Annotated in this window: 11 protein-coding genes; 3 read left to right on the top strand and 8 right to left on the bottom strand. The window is 73.4% G+C overall.

The features are described 5' to 3' along the window. The first annotated feature begins 7 nt into the window (after positions 1-7). Entirely contained in the window at positions 8-1,225 is a 1,218-nt protein-coding gene (locus SM452_RS05700) for an MFS transporter (RefSeq protein WP_463839425.1), read from the top strand. Here SM452_RS05700 and SM452_RS05695 read toward each other — a convergent pair. Then, complete coding sequence (locus tag SM452_RS05695; RefSeq protein ID WP_262011918.1) at positions 1,153-3,927, bottom strand: helix-turn-helix transcriptional regulator; 2,775 nt, start codon at positions 3,925-3,927, stop codon at positions 1,153-1,155. The genes SM452_RS05700 and SM452_RS05695 overlap by 73 nt on opposite strands. 194 nt (positions 3,928-4,121) lie before the next feature. Between SM452_RS05695 and SM452_RS05690 the strand changes: the two genes are divergently transcribed. Further along, positions 4,122-4,643, top strand: coding sequence for an RICIN domain-containing protein (locus SM452_RS05690; protein WP_463839424.1), 522 nt, complete (start codon positions 4,122-4,124; stop codon positions 4,641-4,643). A gap of 53 nt (positions 4,644-4,696) precedes the next feature. Here the strand turns inward: SM452_RS05690 and SM452_RS05685 are convergent, their stop codons facing one another. The 4 genes from SM452_RS05685 to SM452_RS05670 all read right to left on the bottom strand — a co-directional run bounded on the left by SM452_RS05685 (position 4,697) and on the right by SM452_RS05670 (position 11,157). Continuing rightward, positions 4,697-6,907: a carbohydrate-binding module family 20 domain-containing protein gene (locus tag SM452_RS05685; protein ID WP_463839423.1), complete on the bottom strand. Its 2,211-nt coding sequence runs from the start codon at positions 6,905-6,907 to the stop codon at positions 4,697-4,699. Positions 6,908-7,292: 385 nt separating this feature from the next. Next, positions 7,293-9,569 (bottom strand): catalase/peroxidase HPI, encoded by a 2,277-nt coding sequence (gene katG, locus SM452_RS05680; protein WP_262011921.1) that lies wholly within the window; start codon positions 9,567-9,569, stop codon positions 7,293-7,295. 23 nt (positions 9,570-9,592) lie between these two features. Then, complete coding sequence (locus SM452_RS05675) at positions 9,593-10,021, bottom strand: Fur family transcriptional regulator (protein ID WP_135240611.1); 429 nt, start codon at positions 10,019-10,021, stop codon at positions 9,593-9,595. A 134-nt stretch (positions 10,022-10,155) separates the two neighbouring features. Beyond that, positions 10,156-11,157 carry a glycoside hydrolase family 11 protein gene (locus SM452_RS05670; protein WP_262011922.1) on the bottom strand — a complete coding sequence of 334 codons (1,002 nt, stop codon included), beginning with the start codon at positions 11,155-11,157 and terminating at the stop codon, positions 10,156-10,158. A 524-nt stretch (positions 11,158-11,681) separates the two neighbouring features. On the opposite strand from SM452_RS05670, the gene SM452_RS05665 reads away from it, so the two are divergent. Further along, positions 11,682-13,265, top strand: a complete 1,584-nt coding sequence (locus SM452_RS05665; protein ID WP_262011923.1) for a ricin-type beta-trefoil lectin domain protein — start codon at positions 11,682-11,684, stop codon at positions 13,263-13,265. 31 nt (positions 13,266-13,296) lie between these two features. On the opposite strand, the gene SM452_RS05660 is transcribed toward SM452_RS05665, so the two are convergent. From SM452_RS05660 to SM452_RS05650, 3 genes are all read right to left on the bottom strand, one after another. After that, a complete protein-coding gene (locus SM452_RS05660) occupies positions 13,297-13,776 on the bottom strand; it encodes a hypothetical protein (protein WP_318334457.1) in 480 nt (159 codons plus the stop codon). Between the two features lie 43 nt (positions 13,777-13,819). Then, positions 13,820-15,472, bottom strand: coding sequence for a class I adenylate-forming enzyme family protein (locus tag SM452_RS05655; protein ID WP_463839422.1), 1,653 nt, complete (start codon positions 15,470-15,472; stop codon positions 13,820-13,822). Positions 15,473-15,588: 116 nt separating this feature from the next. Then, the gene (locus tag SM452_RS05650; RefSeq protein WP_013476421.1) at positions 15,589-16,353 is read right to left on the bottom strand and encodes an ABC transporter permease; all 765 of its coding nucleotides are present in this window, start codon (positions 16,351-16,353) and stop codon (positions 15,589-15,591) included. Positions 16,354-16,376: the final 23 nt, after the last annotated feature.

Here is a 16,376-nt window from a genome sequence, read left to right as displayed (position 1 = left end):
GGGATCCATGCGCCGCAACGCCGTCCTGTTCGTGGCCGTCTCGCTGCTGTCCGGCCTCGGCGGCAGCGCCATGGCCCTGGTCTGCGGGATCTGGATCCTGGACCTGACCGGCTCCACCGGGCTCGCCGCGCTGGCCGGTCTCTGCGTCTACGCCCCGACGCTGGCCGGCCCGTGGCTCGGCGGCCTGCTCGACCGGGTGCCCCGGCGTCCGCTGGTGATCGGCGTCAACCTCGCGCTCGCCGCCGCGCTGCTGAGCCTGCTGGCGGTACGGGGGCCCGGCGAGGCGTGGCTGATCTACGCCGTCTCGCTCGCCTACGGGATCGGCTACGTGCTCGTCGACGCCGGCGAGACCGCGCTGCTGCCCGCCGCGCTCCCCCCGGCCCGGCTGGCCGACGTCAACGGCTGGCGGTCGAGCGCGCAGGAGGGCGTGAAGCTGGTGGCGCCGCTGGCCGGGGCGGGCCTGTACGCGTGGCGGGGCGGGCACGTCGTCGCGGTGCTCGCCGCCGTCGTACCGGTGCTCGTGGCCGCCCTGTACGGCGCGTTGCGCCTGACGCGGACCGTCCCCGCTCCCCCGGCCGCACGGCCGGCGCGAGTCCGGGACGGGCTCACCGCACTGCTGACCCGGCGGGCGGTACGCGTACCCGTGGCGCTCGCGGCAGTGTCCATCGCGATGTCCGGCTTCACCACCGCGGCGCTGTACCACGTGGTGGTGACCGGCCTCGGGCTGCCGTCCACCTTTCTCGGCGTGCTCGCCGGCGCCCAGGGTGGCGGATCGCTGCTCGCCGGGCTGGTCGTCGGCCGGCTGGTCCGCCGCCACGGTGAGATCGCGGTCGGTGCCGCCGGCACGGTCCTGTTCGCGGCCGGCTGTCTCGGGCGTTGCCTGCCCTGGTGGCCGGGCACCGTGGCCGCCTCGGTGGTGATCGGCGTCGGTCTGCCGTGGACGCTCGTCGCGGCGGTCACCGCCGTGCAGACGTACACGCCGCAGGCGATGCTCGGACGGGTCGCCGGGACGGCGAACACCGCGATGTTCGGGCCGATCACACTGGCCATCCCGCTCGGGTCGGCGGCGGTCGCGGCCGGCGGCCGGCCGCCGCTGGTGCTCGCCGCCGTGGCGTGCCTGGCCGCGGCACTGGCGGTCGTCCGGCCGCGTCGTCAGCCCGCGGCCGGCGGGCCGGACAGGTGGCGGATCAGTTCCGGCCGGGAGCGCAGCCGCAGCTTCCGGTAGACGTTGCCGAGGTGGTACTCGACGGTCTTCGGTGACAGGAAGACCCGGGCCGCGATCTCCCGGTTCGTCAGGCCCTCCGCCACGTGCAGGGCGATCAGGCGTTCCTGACCGGTCAGCCGGTCGACGGTCCGGTCGCCGGGGTCGGGCTGCCGCCGGCCGGTGGCGTCGATCTCGGTGCGGCACCGCCGCGCCCAGCCCTGCGCGCCGAGCGCCTCGAACAACCGCAGCGCGGCGTGCAACTGGACCCGCGCGTCCCGGCGGCGCCGGGCCCGGCGCAACCGCTGCCCGTAGCTGAGCAGCGTCCGGGCCCGTTCCAGCGGGACGACGGCGGGATCGCACCGGGCCAGCGCCGCCGCGAAGACCTCGTCCAGGTCCGGTTCGCCGGCGAGCAGGCCCTCGACGCGCGCGGCGGCGGCGCGGGCGGCGGCACCGCCGGCCCCGGCCAGGTCACGCAACCGCCGCGCCGACCGCTGCGGGTCGGACAGGTGCGTGTACGCCTCGGCCAGCTCGGCAGCGACAGGCAGCCACCCCGGTTCGGCGATGCCGCCGTCGCGCTGGGCCCGGCGGACCCGTTCCAGTTCGGTCACGGCGTCGTGCCAGCGCGCCCCCACCACCGCCGCGATCCCGGTGGCGTAGCGGAGCCGGACCTCGATCTCCCGGAACTCGCCCGGCAGGAGCCGGCGGGCGTCGTCGACGTGCGCGAGCGCCTCCGGCTCCTCGCCGAGCAGCGCCTCCACCAGCGCCAGCGCGGCCAGTGCCTCCGCCCGCAGCACCGGAAGCGCCACCTGCTCGGCGATCCGGACCGCCTCGGCGGCGGCCTGGTACGCCGCGTGCAGCCGGCCGGTGCGCCACTCCAGCCCGGCGAGCCGGGGCAGGGCGTACGCCAGCAGGAACACGTCGTCGGTGGCGCGGGCCCGGTCGATCTCCGGTTCCAGCAGCGCCCGCGCGGTGTCGTGGTCCCCGATCCAGCAGAACACCTCGGCCAGCTCCGCCGCCGATCCGTCGGCGTGGCCGGCGCAGGCGGCGACCAGGGTACGGGCCGACGCGACCCCCTCGGGCAGCCCGGCCAGCACCTGCGCCGCGGCCAGCCGGATCGGCCCCTTCGGCCAGGTCGCGCCCGTATCAGCGGCGGCCAGCTCGGCCACCCGCGCGCACAGCGGCACCATGCCGGTGACGTCCAGCCGCGCCCAGAACTGGTTGACGCGGGCGCTCATCAGCCGGGCCGCGCCGAGCGGATCCGCTTGCGCGTACGCCTGCGCGTCGGCCAGGTACGCCTCGGCGCCCGCCATGTCACCGTGCTGCTGCGCCAGGTGGGCGAGCAGCGGCTTGACCCGGCAGCGCAGGTCGGCGCGCCGGGTCAGCCCGATCGCCTCCTCGCCCAGAGTGATGGCGTGCCGGCTCGCGCCGGCGTTGGCCCAGGCGCGGGACGCGGCCGCGAGCCGGGACGCGCGTACGTCCGGGTCGGGGGTGAGACGGGCGGACCGCTCGTACGCGCGGGCCTCGGCCACCACGCCGCCCCGGCGTTGCGCCCGCTCGGCGGAGCCGGCCAGCAACGCGGCGACGCCCTCGTCGGGCACTGTGGTGGCGGCCGCGAGATGCCAGGCCCGGCGGTCGGCGGTGTCGTCGCCGGTGAGCGCGGCGGCCACCGCCAGGTGGGCGGCCCGCCGCCGGCCGGGGCCGGCGACCGAGTGGACCGCGGCGCGGGTCAGCGGGTGGCGGAACGTCACCTCGCGGTCGGTCACCCGGATCAGCCCGGCGTCGACCGCCGGGTCGAGCACGCCCAGGCGCAGCCCGTCCGCCGCCAGGATCCGCTCCAGCAGCGCCGGGGTGGTGGCCTCGGTGACCGCGCAGGCGACGAGCGCACGCCAGGTGTCGTCGGGCAGCCCGCGGGCGTGCGCGAGGACGGTCATCTCGATGCGTTCGACGAGCACGAGCGGCTCCCGCAGCGGCAGCCATCCGTTGCGGTGCTCCTCGGACAGCGTCGCCGGCAGTTCGGTCAGCGCGAGCGGGTTGCCGGCGGTGGCCGCCGCCAGGTCGGCGGCGACCCGGCGGTCCAGGCCGGCGCGCATGGCGAGCCGGATCGCGTCGTCCCGAGCCAGACCGGTCAGCGGCAGCTCCGGCAGGCCGGGCGCGGGGAACGCGGGGGCGTCGCGGGCCGCGAAGACGACGGCGACCCGGTCCGCGAGCAGCCGCCGCGCGGTGAACAGCAACGCCTCCGCCGAGGCCGGGTCGATCCAGTGCGCGTCGTCGACCAGGCAGAGCACCGGCGTGTCCTCGGCCGCCGTCGTGAGCAGGCTCAGCGTCGCCACGTACGCGGCGAGCCGGTTGACCGGGCGGGAGCCGCCGCCGATGGCGAAGACGGTACGCAGCGCGTCGGCCTGCTGCGCGGGCAGATCGCCGAGCCGGTGCAGCAGCGGGCGCGCCAGTTGGTGCAGCGCGGAGAACGGCAGCTCCGCCTCGAACGGGGCGCCGGTGGCGCGCAGCACCCGCATCCCGGTGGACCGGGCGGCACAGTGCTCCAGCAGTGCCGTCTTGCCGACGCCCGCCGCGCCGCGCAGCACCAGGGCACCGCCGTGACCGTCGACCGCGCCGGCCAGCAGCGCGCCGAGCCGCCGGCACTCGTCGGCGCGCCCGAGCAGGGCGTCCCCACCGGTGTCCGTGGCCGTGCCGACGGCACCGGCCGGCGCCGGACCGCTGCCCATGACCGCACGCTAGCCGCCGGCGCGGTCCGGGCGGGCGGGCGCGACGGCAACCCGACAGGATGCCCGCGCGGCCTCGTCGACTAGGAGGAACCCGGATCCGGGGGCCGTCGTGGATCCCTAGCGTCTTCCCCAGTCGTCCGGCCGGTGACCACCGGCGGAACCGGGACGGCGACACGACTCCGAGGGGAGACACCATGATCGGGAAGAGAGCGGCCGGGGTGCTGGCGGCGGGACTGCTCGCCACCGGGTTCGGGGTGGCGTCCGGCCCGCCGGCGCAGGCCGCGAGCGGCCACTACGCCATCGTCAACTACGGCAGCGGCAAGTGCCTGGAGGTGGACCGGTCCGACGCCCCGTCGTCGCTCGGCGGCCGGGTCGTGCAGCGCACCTGCGACGGCCAGGCCGTGCAGCGCTGGTCGCCGGTGGGCCGGGACACCTACACGTTCGTCAACCAGTTCAGCGGCATGTGCGTGGACGTCCGCAACGGGGTGAACGCCGACGGCACGCCGCTGCAGCAGTGGGCCTGCACCGGCACGTCGAGCATGAAGTGGACGGTCGACCCGAACTCCTTCGCCGGGGTGCACCAGATCAGGTCGCAGATCGGTGGCCGGTGCATGGACGTCCGGGGCGGATCGGACGCCGACGGCGCGGCCGTCCAGATCTACCGCTGCACCGGGTTCGGCAACCCGGCCCAGGTCTGGTCGTTCACGGCCGTCTGACCGGCGCGGATGCGGCCCGTCCCCAGGGGTGAGGGGGACGGGCCGCGCGATCGTCAGCGCCAGGTGTCGGTGACGGCGCGGGTGCCGCCGGCCGGCGTGGTGAGCGTCCGGTTCACGCCGGACTCCCAGATCACCGTGCCGTCCGGGTTCTTCTTGACGTACTTGTACTCGACAGCGGTGTTCGCGGGCAGGTCGACTGTGGCCCGCCAGACCGGGTAGGCGGCCGGCGAGAGCGCGACGGCGGCGGCCGGGTTCCAGCCGCCGAGCGCCGGGATGTTGCCGACCACGAACACGTTCTGCCCGTAGACGGTGGTCGCGGTGGCGGAGAACGTGGTGGCCACAGTCGTGCTGACGGTGTCGCCGCGGAACGTCTCGGTCACCGCGTACGTGCCGCCGGCCGGGGTGGTGAACGTCCGGTTCGCGCCGGACTCCCAGGTGACGGCACCGGCGGCGGTCAGCTTGACGAACTTGTACTCCACTGCGGTGGACCGGGGCAGGCTGACGGTGGCGCGGTAGGCGCCGCCGCCCTGCGCGGCGAGCTTGACGCCGTTCGCGGGCGTCCACGAGCCCAGCTCGGGGATGCTGCCGACGACGTGGACGTCCTGCCCGGCGGCCACGTTCGCGGCGACGGTGAACGTGGTGGCGATCCGGTCCCCCGGGCTGACGGTGGGCGACGCCGTCGGCGAGGCGGTCGGCGAGACCGACGGGGACGCGGTCGGGGAGGCCGACGGGGACGGGCTCGCGCCCGGCCGGGCGTTCACGTGGATCGCGACCGCGTCGTTTGCCGGGAGGGTCACAGTGGCCCGGCCGCCGGAGACGGTCACCGTGGAGCCGGTGCAGCCGCTGCCGGTGGCGACGCCGGAGATGACGTCGCAGTACCGTCCGTCGGCGAGCCCGGTGACGAAGGTGGCGGTGGTGGCCGAACCGGAGTCGTTGATGCCGATCCACGCCCGGTCGCCCCGGTGGAAGCCGATCACGTTGCTGTTCACCGTGGTGAAGTCCGAGACGGTCCTCACCGGGCGGGCGGCGTTGGCCCAGCCGACCATGCCCTTGACGCCGGTGGTGCGGCTCAGGCAGTTCCAGGCGGCGCCGCAGACGGTGTCGGTGACCCGGCCGGTGCCGTCGTGCGGCGGGGACTGGTTGCGGTCAGCCCAGGTGAAGCTGTCGTAGACCGACGGTTTGCCGTGCGGGTAGGCCAGCGCGAAGTAGTTCGCCAGCACGTAGTCGGTGCCGTTCTTGTACGACAGCACCACGCCGTCACGCTCCAGGTCGTGGTTGGTGACCATGGAGAAGACGTTCGCGCCGGGCGCGTCGAGGTTCCAGTTCGGCACGTTCGCCAGCGCCGAGATCGAACCCTGGAACGCCGAGCGGATGCCCTTGGCGTACGCGAAGTCGAGCACGTCGCCGTTGCCGATGTACGCGCGGGCCTGCAACGCCGGGTTGCTCGCCCCGTCGAAGATCTCCTGCGCGACGTACGGACGCCGGCCCTCGGCGACGGTGTCGTTCAGCTTGCCGAGGACGGCCGCGAACTCGTCCTTGCGGATGTGCTTGACCGCGTCGACTCGGAAGCCGTCGACGCCGAGCCCGATCAGGTCGTTCAGGTAACCGGCGATCTTGTTGCGGACCGCTTCCTTCTCGGTGTAGAGGTCGGACAGCGACAGCAGCTCGCAGCTGGTCACCTGGGCCTCGTTGTTCCAGTCGCTGATCGCGCCGCCGGTCGGGCAGTTGTCGCCGGGGCGGTGGAAGTCACCGGCGCCGTACGGCACGGCCGGGTAGCTGTAGCCGGAGAACTCGGTGCCGGCGTAGCCGCGCGTACCGGCCGGGTTGTTCGTGCCGGCCATGTGGTTGACCACCGCGTCGACGTAGACGCGCACACCGGCGTTGTGGCACGCGGTGACCATCGCGGCGAACTGCTGGCGGTTGCCGAACCGGCTGTCCAGCTTGTACGACACCGGTTGGTACACCTCGTACCAGGGGTACGCGCCGTCGGCGCTGGCGGGCAGCTTCACCGACTCCTGCGGCGGTGCCACCTGCACCGCGCCGTATCCGGCCGGTCCGAGGTGGTCGGTGCAGGCGGCGGCGACCGAGGTCCAGTTCCATTCCCAGAGGTTGGCGGTCACCTCGCTGTCGTTGAGCGCGACGGCGGCGCGGGCGGGGGCGGTGGTGGCGGCGGCGACGGCCACCGTGCCGCCGGCCGCGACGAGCGCGGCGGCGAGCAGCAGGCGACCGGCGCGGCCACGGGGGTGTGGCCTGGCGGAGTGCATGGCTGGGGGACCTCTTCCGTGGGTTCGAAAGGGTGAGCGGGGGTGGGGCGGCCGTCCCGGGTAGCGAACACCATGCGCCATTCATGAAAGTCTTTGCAAGAGCTTGCGGCAAAGTTTTCGAAACCAGCAGGCAACACGAGTGGGCTCGGATTCGCGACCACCAGCGGCGATCCACGTTGGAGCGAGCGGGCCGGCGCTCGGCCGAGATCCCGCTGCTCGGGACGGCACCAACCGCTGCGCGGGACGACCGCAACTTCCGAGCAGATTTTCCAACGTTTGCGGGCCGGGTGCGTGCCGCTGATCCCCCGACACCCGGCACCCCGGACACGGACGAGCCCCGGCCCGTCGCGGCGCGACGGACCGGGGCTCGCTCAGATGTGGCGGATCAGGCCAGGTCGAAGCGGTCCAGCTCCATGACCTTCGTCCAGGCGGCGACGAAGTCGCGGACGAACTTCTCCCGCGCGTCGTCGCTGGCGTAGACCTCGGCGAGCGCCCGCAGCTGCGAGTTGGAGCCGAAGATGAGGTCGACCGCGGTGGCGGTCCACTTCACCTGGTCGGTCGCCAGGTCGCGGATCTCGTACACGTGCTCCTCGGACTCCGCCGCCTTCCACCGGGTGCCCGGGGAGAGCAGGTTGACGAAGAAGTCGTTGGTGAGCACGCCGGGCCGGTCGGTGAGGACGCCGTGCGCGGCGCCGCCGACGTTGTTGCCGAGCGCGCGCAGGCCGCCGACCAGGACGGTCATCTCCGGCGCGGTCAGGTTCAGCATGTACGCGCGGTCGACGAGCAGCACCTCCGGCTGGGTCTTCTCGCCCGGCCGCAGGTAGTTGCGGAACCCGTCGGCGCGCGGCTCCATCACGCGGAACGACTCGACGTCGGTCTGCTCCTGGGTGGCGTCGGTACGACCCGGGTGGAACGGCACCGTCACCTCGACGCCGGCGTCCCGCGCCGCCTGCTCGACAGCGGCCGAGCCGGCCAGCACGATCAGGTCGGCGAGCGAGATCTGGGCGCCGCCGGCGGCGTTGAACTCCTGCTGGATGCCCTCCAGGGTGGCCAGCACGGTGGCGAGCTGCTCGGGCTGGTTGACCTCCCAGTTGCGCTGCGGCTCCAGCCGGATCCGCGCGCCGTTGGCGCCACCGCGCTTGTCGGTGGAGCGGTAGCTCGCGGCCGAGGCCCAGGCGGTGGAGACCAGCTGGGCGGTGGTGAGGCCGGACTCCAGCACCTTCGCCTTGAGCGCGGCGACGTCGGCGTCGTTCACCAGCTCGTGCGCGGCGGCCGGCACCGGGTCCTGCCAGAGCTGGGCCTCGGGCACCCACGGGCCGAGGAAGCGGCTGACCGGGCCCATGTCACGGTGCAGCAGCTTGTACCAGGCCTTGGCGAACGCCAACGCGAACTCGTCCGGGTTCTCCAGGAAGCGGCGGGAGATCTTCTCGTACGCCGGGTCGACGCGCAGCGACAGGTCGGTCGTGAGCATCGTCGGCTTGTGCTTCTTCGACGGGTCGTGGGCGTCCGGGATGATCGCCTCGGCGTCCTTGGCGACCCACTGCTTGGCGCCGCCGGGGCTGGTGGTCAGCTCCCACTCGTAGCCGAAGAGGATCTCGAAGAACCGGTTGCTCCACTGGGTCGGCTTGTCGGTCCAGGTGACCTCGAGGCCGCTGGTGATCGTGTCGCCGCCCTTGCCCTCGCCGTACGTGCTCAGCCAGCCCAGGCCCTGCGCCTCCAGCGGCGCGGCCTCCGGCTCGGGGCCGACGTGCGCGTCGGCGGGGCCCGCGCCGTGGGTCTTGCCGAACGTGTGGCCGCCGGCGATCAGCGCGACGGTCTCCTCGTCGTTCATCGCCATCCGGCGGAACGTCTCACGGATGAAGTGCGCCGCCGCGAGCGGGTCGGCGTTGCCGCGCGGGCCCTCCGGGTTGACGTAGATCAGACCCATCTCGGTCGCGCCGACGCCGGCCACCATGTCCTTCTCGGAGGCGTAGCGCTCGTCACCCAGCCAGGTGTCCTCGGGACCCCAGAAGATCTCCTCCGGCTCCCAGACGTCCTCCCGGCCGAAGCCGAAGCCGAAGGTCTTGAAGCCCATCGACTCCAGCGCCACGTTGCCGGCGAGCACCAGCAGGTCGGCCCAGGAGATCTTCTGGCCGTACTTCTGCTTGACCGGCCAGAGCAGCCGGCGGGCCTTGTCCAGGTTGGCGTTGTCCGGCCAGCTGTTCAGCGGGGCGAACCGCTGCCCGCCGTCGCCGGCGCCACCGCGGCCGTCCTCGATGCGGTAGGTGCCCGCGGCGTGCCAGCTCATCCGGATCATCAGGCCGCCGTAGTGGCCGAAGTCGGCCGGCCACCAGTCCTGCGAGGTGGTGAGCACCTCGGTGATGTCCCGCTTGAGCGCCTCGACGTCGAGCTTCGCGAACTCCTTGGCGTAGCTGAACTCCGGGCCCAGCGGGTTGCCCTTGGACGAGTGGGCGTGCAGCACCGACAGGTCGAGCTGGTTGGGCCACCAGTCGCGGTTGCTGCGCGGACGACCGCCGGTCTTCGGGGTCGGCGAGTCGATCGCCGGGTTCTCGCTCTCGCTGCCGTGCGCGGTCACGGAGTCGTGCGCGACCGGGCAGCCGGCCGCCTCCTTGGCGTCCACGCCCTGCGGGCTGACGGGCCGGTTGTCCTGGGTGTCGCTCATCTGCTTCCTTCCGAACTGGCGGATCACTGGGCGGTGCGGTCGGCCGCGCAGCCGGGGCAGGTGCCCCAGTAGACGACCTCCGCCTCGTCCACCACGAAGCCGTGGTCGTCCGAGGCGGTGAGACAGGGGGCGCGGCCGACGGCGCACTCGACGTCGGCGATGGCGCCGCAGGAACGGCACACGACGTGGTGGTGGTTGTCTCCCACCCGCGACTCGTAGCGGGCCGTGGCGCCGGCCGGCTGGATGCGCCGGATCAGCCCGGCGTCGGTGAGTGCCCGGAGCACATCGTAGACCGCCTGGTGGGACACGGTGGGCTGCTCGGCGCGGACCAGGGCGATCACCGTGTCGGTGTCGACGTGCGGGTGGTCGCGCAGCGCGGACAGCACCGCCAGACGGGGCCGGGTCACCCGCAACGAGACCGCCCGGAGCTGCGTCTCGAAGTCGGCCGTCATGCGACGACCTTAGTCCGGTCTTTTGGAATCAATCAAGTTTTTGCCCAGGTGTGTCGGCCGTCATATCATGGCACTCCGGGCACACGAAACGGGGGTGCCGCGCCAGGCGCGGCACCCCCTCCCCGGAAGAGGGCTCAGGCGGCGGAACAGGTCGCCGTCGGGGTGTTGCTGTTGCCGTTCTTGTAGAGCGTGATGCCGAAGTTGTTGCCGTTGCCGTTCGGGCGCGCGGTGAGCGTGCCGCTGGTGCCGCTGACCGACGCGTTCCAGCTGTTCTGCAGGCTCTGCCCGCCCTGGGTCTGGATGCTGACCACCCAGTTGCTGGTGCCGCTGACCGAGAAGGTCACGTTGAACCGGTCGCCCCACTCCTCGGCGCGGCTGACGCTGACCGTGCAGCCACCGTTGTTCGGCGGCGGGGTGGTCGGGTTGCCACCGCCGGTGCCGCCGATCGTGATGTTGGAGTTGCCGCTGCTCTGGTAGCCCTCGGTGGCCAGGATCTGGTAGTCGTGCGAACCGAGGTTCATGCCGTAGCGCGACCAGGCGTCGAAGTGGTTGCCGGAGGTGATGGTGCCGCCCACGCGCTTCGACTGGCGGACGCTCCAGTACTGGTAGAACGTCCGGGTGCCCTCGATCGAGGGGGCGTTGACCCGCTGGGTGCGGTAGATGTCGTACGTGCCGCCGTCGGAGGACACCGAACCCATGTAGCCGCTGCCCGGCGGGCGCCAGCTGCCCCAGCTGTCCACGATGTAGTACTCGACGAGCGGGTTGCGCGTCCAGCCGTAGAGCGTCAGGTACGCGTTGCCGGACGGGTTGAAGCTGCCGGAGTAGCTGACCGTGCGGCGCCCGCCCGGGTTCCAGCCCTTGCCGGCGACGAAGTTGTTGATGTTGCTCCACTGGGTGCTGTACTGACCACCGTTGCCCATGGTCATGGAGACGTTGCCACTGTCCTTCCAGAAGGAATAGAAGTAGCCGTTGTTGGTGCCGGTGGAGTTCGACGTGACGGTGGTGTCGGCGTAGGCCGGACCTGACGCGACGGCCGTCGCCCCGGCGGCGATCAGCGCCACGGCACAGGCGCCGCCGAGGGCCATCCTGAGGCGTCCGCGCCTGCGGATGCCCGTACGGACGGGGGCGTCTTTCATGGACGGGTTTCCTCCCTGTGACGGCTGGCGGGCGGCCAGCTTCCGGTGGCGCGAGCCGCGGGTGCTCGCCCGCCCGCGGACGGCGGGACCGGGGCGACAGCCGCGCCACGGGTGGTGGTCGGACATCGACGTCAATCGAGATACGCCGATGGCCACAGTATTGGAGGCCCGGTTCATCCTGTCAACAAGTTCCGGAAATGTTGTGGTAACCCCCGCTCGGACCCTGAACGGCCGTTACGGCTGCCGAAAAGGGACTCCGATCAGCGTCGACGGTCGGCGACAGCCACCCGACCGCCATTGAGGGCGACAGGATCCCGAAACTTTTCGGTCCCTTTCCGGATCAACACCGCTACCGCCGCCCGGCGCGCGCGACGGGGCCGGGCCGGGCAAGACCGTCCACATTTGACGGCTCGCCGGACGCTCGGTTCAATGACGGCCGGACCGGATCGGACCCGATTCCGGCCGGGTGAACCGAGGACGTCGCGCACCGGTAGGGCGTCCGTCATCACCGGAGGGACCGCCCTGTGACACCCGATGCCCCCGGCGCGCGCCCGCGGCCGCGCCGGATCCCGCGCGGCGTCGTCGCCGCCGGCGCCGCCGGGCTGGCGGCGCTGAGCCTGGCGGTCGCCGCCCTCAGCGGGAGCGTCGCCACCGCCCGCGACGACGAGCCGGCCGGCCGGGCCGTCTCCGCCGAGCACCTGGCCGCCATCCGGGCCGCTGCCCGCTCCTGTCCCGCGCTGACCCCGGCGCGGCTGGCCGGGCAGCTGATGGCCGAGTCGGGTCTGGACGCGCGGGCCGAGCGGACCGCGTCCGGCGGCCGGGGCCTGGCCGGGCTGGACGACGAGCGGTGGCGGACCTGGGCGCCGTGGCCGGACGCGCCGCGCACCGACGGCGCGGCCAACATCCTCGCGCTGGCCCACCAGATGTGCGACCTGGCCGGGCAGGTGCGCGCGGCTGCCGTCCCCGGCGACCCGTGGCGGTTGTCGCTCGCCGCGTTCCACACCGGGTTCGAGGAGGTACGCGCCGCCGAGGGGGTGCCCTCGGCGGCGGTCCCGTACGTCGACGAGGCCGGCCGGTACGCCGCCTACTACGGACGGCAGGACGGCTTCGCCGAGACCGGCCCACCCAGCGGCGAGGGCGAGCGCCGGCAGCCCAAGGCGGTCCCCGCCGGGTACGTCCGCCTGGTGGTACGGGCCGGCTCGGTGTGCCCGCAGGTGCCCCCGGCCGCTGTCGCCGCGCAGCTGATGGCCTCCTCCGGTTTCGATCCGAACCTGCTCGGCGACGGTGGCCGAAAGGGCATCGCCCAGTTCCGGCCCGAGCTGTGGCGTGCGTACGGCCCGTCCGGCGCCTCGCCGTGGGACCCGCAGGCAGCGGTACCGGCGGTCGGCGCCACGCTCTGCTCCCTGCGGCGGGAACTGGCCGCGCTCGACGGCGACCCGGACCTGCTGGCGCTGGCGGCGTACCGCGACGGGACCGACGCCGTGCGGCACACCGGCGGCGACTTCGACGCCGGGACGCAGGCGTTCCTGCGCACGGTCCGGGAGTTCACCGACTTCTACGCCCTCGACGGCCGGCTGCGGGGCACGCCGGCGAGTTCCGGCACCCCGTCGCCCGGCACGCGGACGCCGAAGCCGCCGGCGTCGTCGGCCGCGCGCCCGTCCACGTCGTCGCCGGCGGCGGGCACGTCGAAGAAGCCGGATGAGCCGGCCGCGCCGGTCCGCCCGGCCGGCGCGAAGCAACTCGTCGGCAAGGAGACCGGTCTGTGCGCCAGCGGCGGCAGCGGGGACGGCGTACGCGTCGTGCTGCGGGCCTGCCGGGAGGAGCGCTCCCAGTGGTGGACGTTCGCGTCCGACGGCAGCGTCCGGGTCGAGGGCGGCCTCTGCCTGGACGTGGCCTGGGGCGAGAAGCGCGACGGCGTACCGGTGCAGACGGCGTGGTGCAGCGGCAATCCGGCGCAGAAGTGGGAGTGGATCGAGAGCCAGGGCCGGCGGTCGCTGTTCAACCGGGCCACCGACCGCTGCCTGGACGTCGACGGGCACGCCGCGGGCGCACCGCTGAACGCCTGGACCTGCGTGTTCAACGTGAAGCAGACCTGGTCGCTGCGCTAGCCGAGCGACCAGGCCCGCCGGCCGGGCCGGATCAGGGAGTCGAGCCGATGACCAGCCCGAACGCCCCGCAGCAGGCCAGACCGACCACCGGCAGCAGGACCAGCATGACGCTGTAGTTGGACCACAGGCCGAACCGGGTGACGTCGGTGCCGTAGCCGTCGTACACCCGGTTGCGCCACCCGCCGAAGCGGAACGCGAGGTGGTGCGCGGCCCCCGGCTGCACCGCGAGCGTCGTGGTGACGAGCGGAACGCCCATGAAGTCGGTGTACCTGACGTCGTGCGCGCCGGCCGGCACCGCGACGTGCCACGTCCCCTCGCCGGGGATTGCGACCACCTGGCGGTTGATCTTGAAGCGGCTGGTCACCGGCACCGGGATCAGGTACGGCCCGCGGTTCACCGAGACGACGAGCACCCCGCAGCCGGGCGGCGGGGTGATCGGGTGCGGGTAGGCGATCAGCGGGCTGACGCCGCCGGGCATCGGCGGGTACGGCTGCGAGGGGAGGTAGGACACGGCTGGATTCTGGCACGGCCGCGCCAACCGTCGATGTCCCCGGTCAGCCGGCGCCGGGGGCTCCGGCGCCGGCGAGCAGTCGCTGTCGCATGAGGAACTTGCGGACCTTTCCGGTCGGCCCGGTGACCACGTCGTCGTCGGGGACAGTCACCACCCGCCGCAGCGTCGCGGCCACCGCCGGCCCCAGCGCGGCCCGGACCCGTTCGGTACGGTCGCGCGCCGGATCGGCGTCGGCGGCGAGCAGGAGCAGCACGTCGGTGACGGTCGTGCCGTCCTCCCCCGCCGCCGCGAGGACGGTGCAGTCGCGGACGTCCGGGCAGTGCCGGAGGATGCGCTCCTCGGACAGCGCGGTGTACAGCCAGGTGCCGCCGCCCAGGTCGACCGCGTCACTGGCCCGGTCGACGTGGTGGTAGTCGCCGGCCGCGTCGCGGTACATCAGGTCGCCGGTCAGGTAGTAGCCGCCCAGCCGGGTGCGGTACGTGGTGACCGAGTCGTTCCAGTAGCCGAGCGCCAGCGTCGGCGACTTGAGGCCGACGTGCCCCACCTGCCCCGGCGGGACCTCCTCGCCGGTGTCCACGTCGAGCAGGGCGATCTCGGCGAACGGGTACGGCTTGCCGACGCAGCGGTCGTAGCGGTCGCTGCCGAGCCGGTGGGTGATCCGGAACGCGCCGTGTCCCATCTCGGTGGAGCCGAGCATGTCGACGAACTTGGAGCCGGGGACGTCGACCATGCCGTCGCGGGTGTACGCGGGATGGCTGCCGGCCGCGACCAGCCGGCGTACGTGCGCCTCGTGCGCGCAGTCACCGGTGTTGAACCAGTTGCGCACCGAGCTGAGGTCGCGGGTGGTGAGGTCGACCCGGGCCAGCTCGGACCAGGTCACCGCGAAGCCGAACACGCCGGTGGGGCGCCACCGTTCGATCGCGGAAAGGATCGTCTCGGCGCTGCGCGCGAACGGGCCGCCCTGCGCGGACAGGCACAGCAGCTGGTAGCCGTTGCAGAGCGCCTGGTTGAGCGTGATGATGCCGGCGGCGTGCGCGGCCGGCAGCGCGGACATCTCCCGCACCTCGCCGGACGGCCGGGACTCGGTGAGCCGGACCGCGCGGATCGCGGCGAACAGCCCGTGGTGCGAGTGGACGATCGCGGCGGGCACCCGGGTGGTGCCCGAGGAGTGGGTGATGACCACCGGTTCCTGCGGGTGGTGCCGGTGGTGCGGCGGCGCCTGCGCCGGGTCGCCGGTGCCGGTCTGCGCCGCGTCGCCGAGGATCGGCGCGCCGAGGTCGTGCTCGGCCAGGGCGGCGTGGTCGGCGTCGACCACCACCCCGGCCCCGCGCAGCCGCCTGACGAACTCGGCCGCCAGTTCGACCGGCATGTTTCCGTTCATCAGCGCCGGGATCGCGCCGAGCCAGGTCAGCGCCAGGAAGTTGAGGAACACGTCGGGCGCGGAGGTCACGTACACCGCGACCGGGTCGGCCCGGCCGACGCCGCGCGCCCGGAACCAGGCGGCCCGGGCCGCGACCCGCTCGGTGAGCGTGGCGAGCGACAGCGGCGTCCAGGCGGGGATGCCGTCGACGTCGGCGTCGAACGTCACCCGGGGCATGTCCATGTCGGCGCCGTGCTCGGCCAGCCGGAGCAGCACGTTGCCCGCGCCCAGCTCCATGTCGGCCGCCAGCGTCGCCCGGAAGTTGTCGGCACCCAACGAGTGGCCTCCTCAGCTGACACGCGTCACGGCCGCGCCCCGTACCGGCCGCCGAGCGGGGACACGATCAGGCTAGAGCGCCCGCCACGCTGAGACAATGGTCGATGCACGGACGGTCAGGAGACCTCGCGGTTGAACAGGTGCGACGACCAGAACAGACTGGCGGCGGCCAGCCCGGACATGATGAGCGCGCCCTGCCACACCACGGTCTGGGTGATCTGGCCGGCGAACAGCGCGCGCATGCCGTCGGTGGCCCAGGCGAACGGGTTCCACACCGCGACCCGCTGGATCCACATCGGCGCCAGCACGAGCGGGATGAGCACGCCGGCGAGCAGCGACACCGGCTGGCCGACGGTGTTCACCAGCACGCCGAGGCTGTTCTCGTTACGCACCAGCAGCGCGATGTCGTACGAGATCGACGTGCTGAGCAGCACCATCACCGACAGCAGCGCGTACGACACCAGCAGGTTCGCCAGGTGCACCCGCAGGCCGAACGGCAGCGCCACCAGCGTGACCACCACCGCCTGCACCACGTTGAGGCACACGTGCATCAGCGCCCGGCCCAGCAGCAGGCCGGTCCGGCTCACCGGCGTCACCCGGCACCTGTCGATGATGCCCGCGCGCAGCGCGCTGAGCAGCCCGTACCCGGCGAACAGGCCGCCGAACAGGCCCATCGCCACGAACAGGCCGGGTACGTAGATGCGGTACGCGTCGGCGTACGACGCGGCGCCCCGGTCGACCATCACCACCTTGAGGAACGGTGCGAACAGGATCAGGTAGGTGATCGGCTGGGCCAGGCTGAACGCGACCATCACCGGGTTGCGCACCATCAGGCCGGCCTCCTGCTGGAAGATCAGCCAGGTGTCGCGGACGAGCTTCACGCCGTACTCCTCTCGGCGTCCGG

The organism is Micromonospora sp. SYSU B005 (assembly GCF_055362685.1).
The sequence above is the reverse complement of the archived record's forward strand: the minus strand, read 5'-3'. Positions and strand labels throughout refer to the sequence as shown.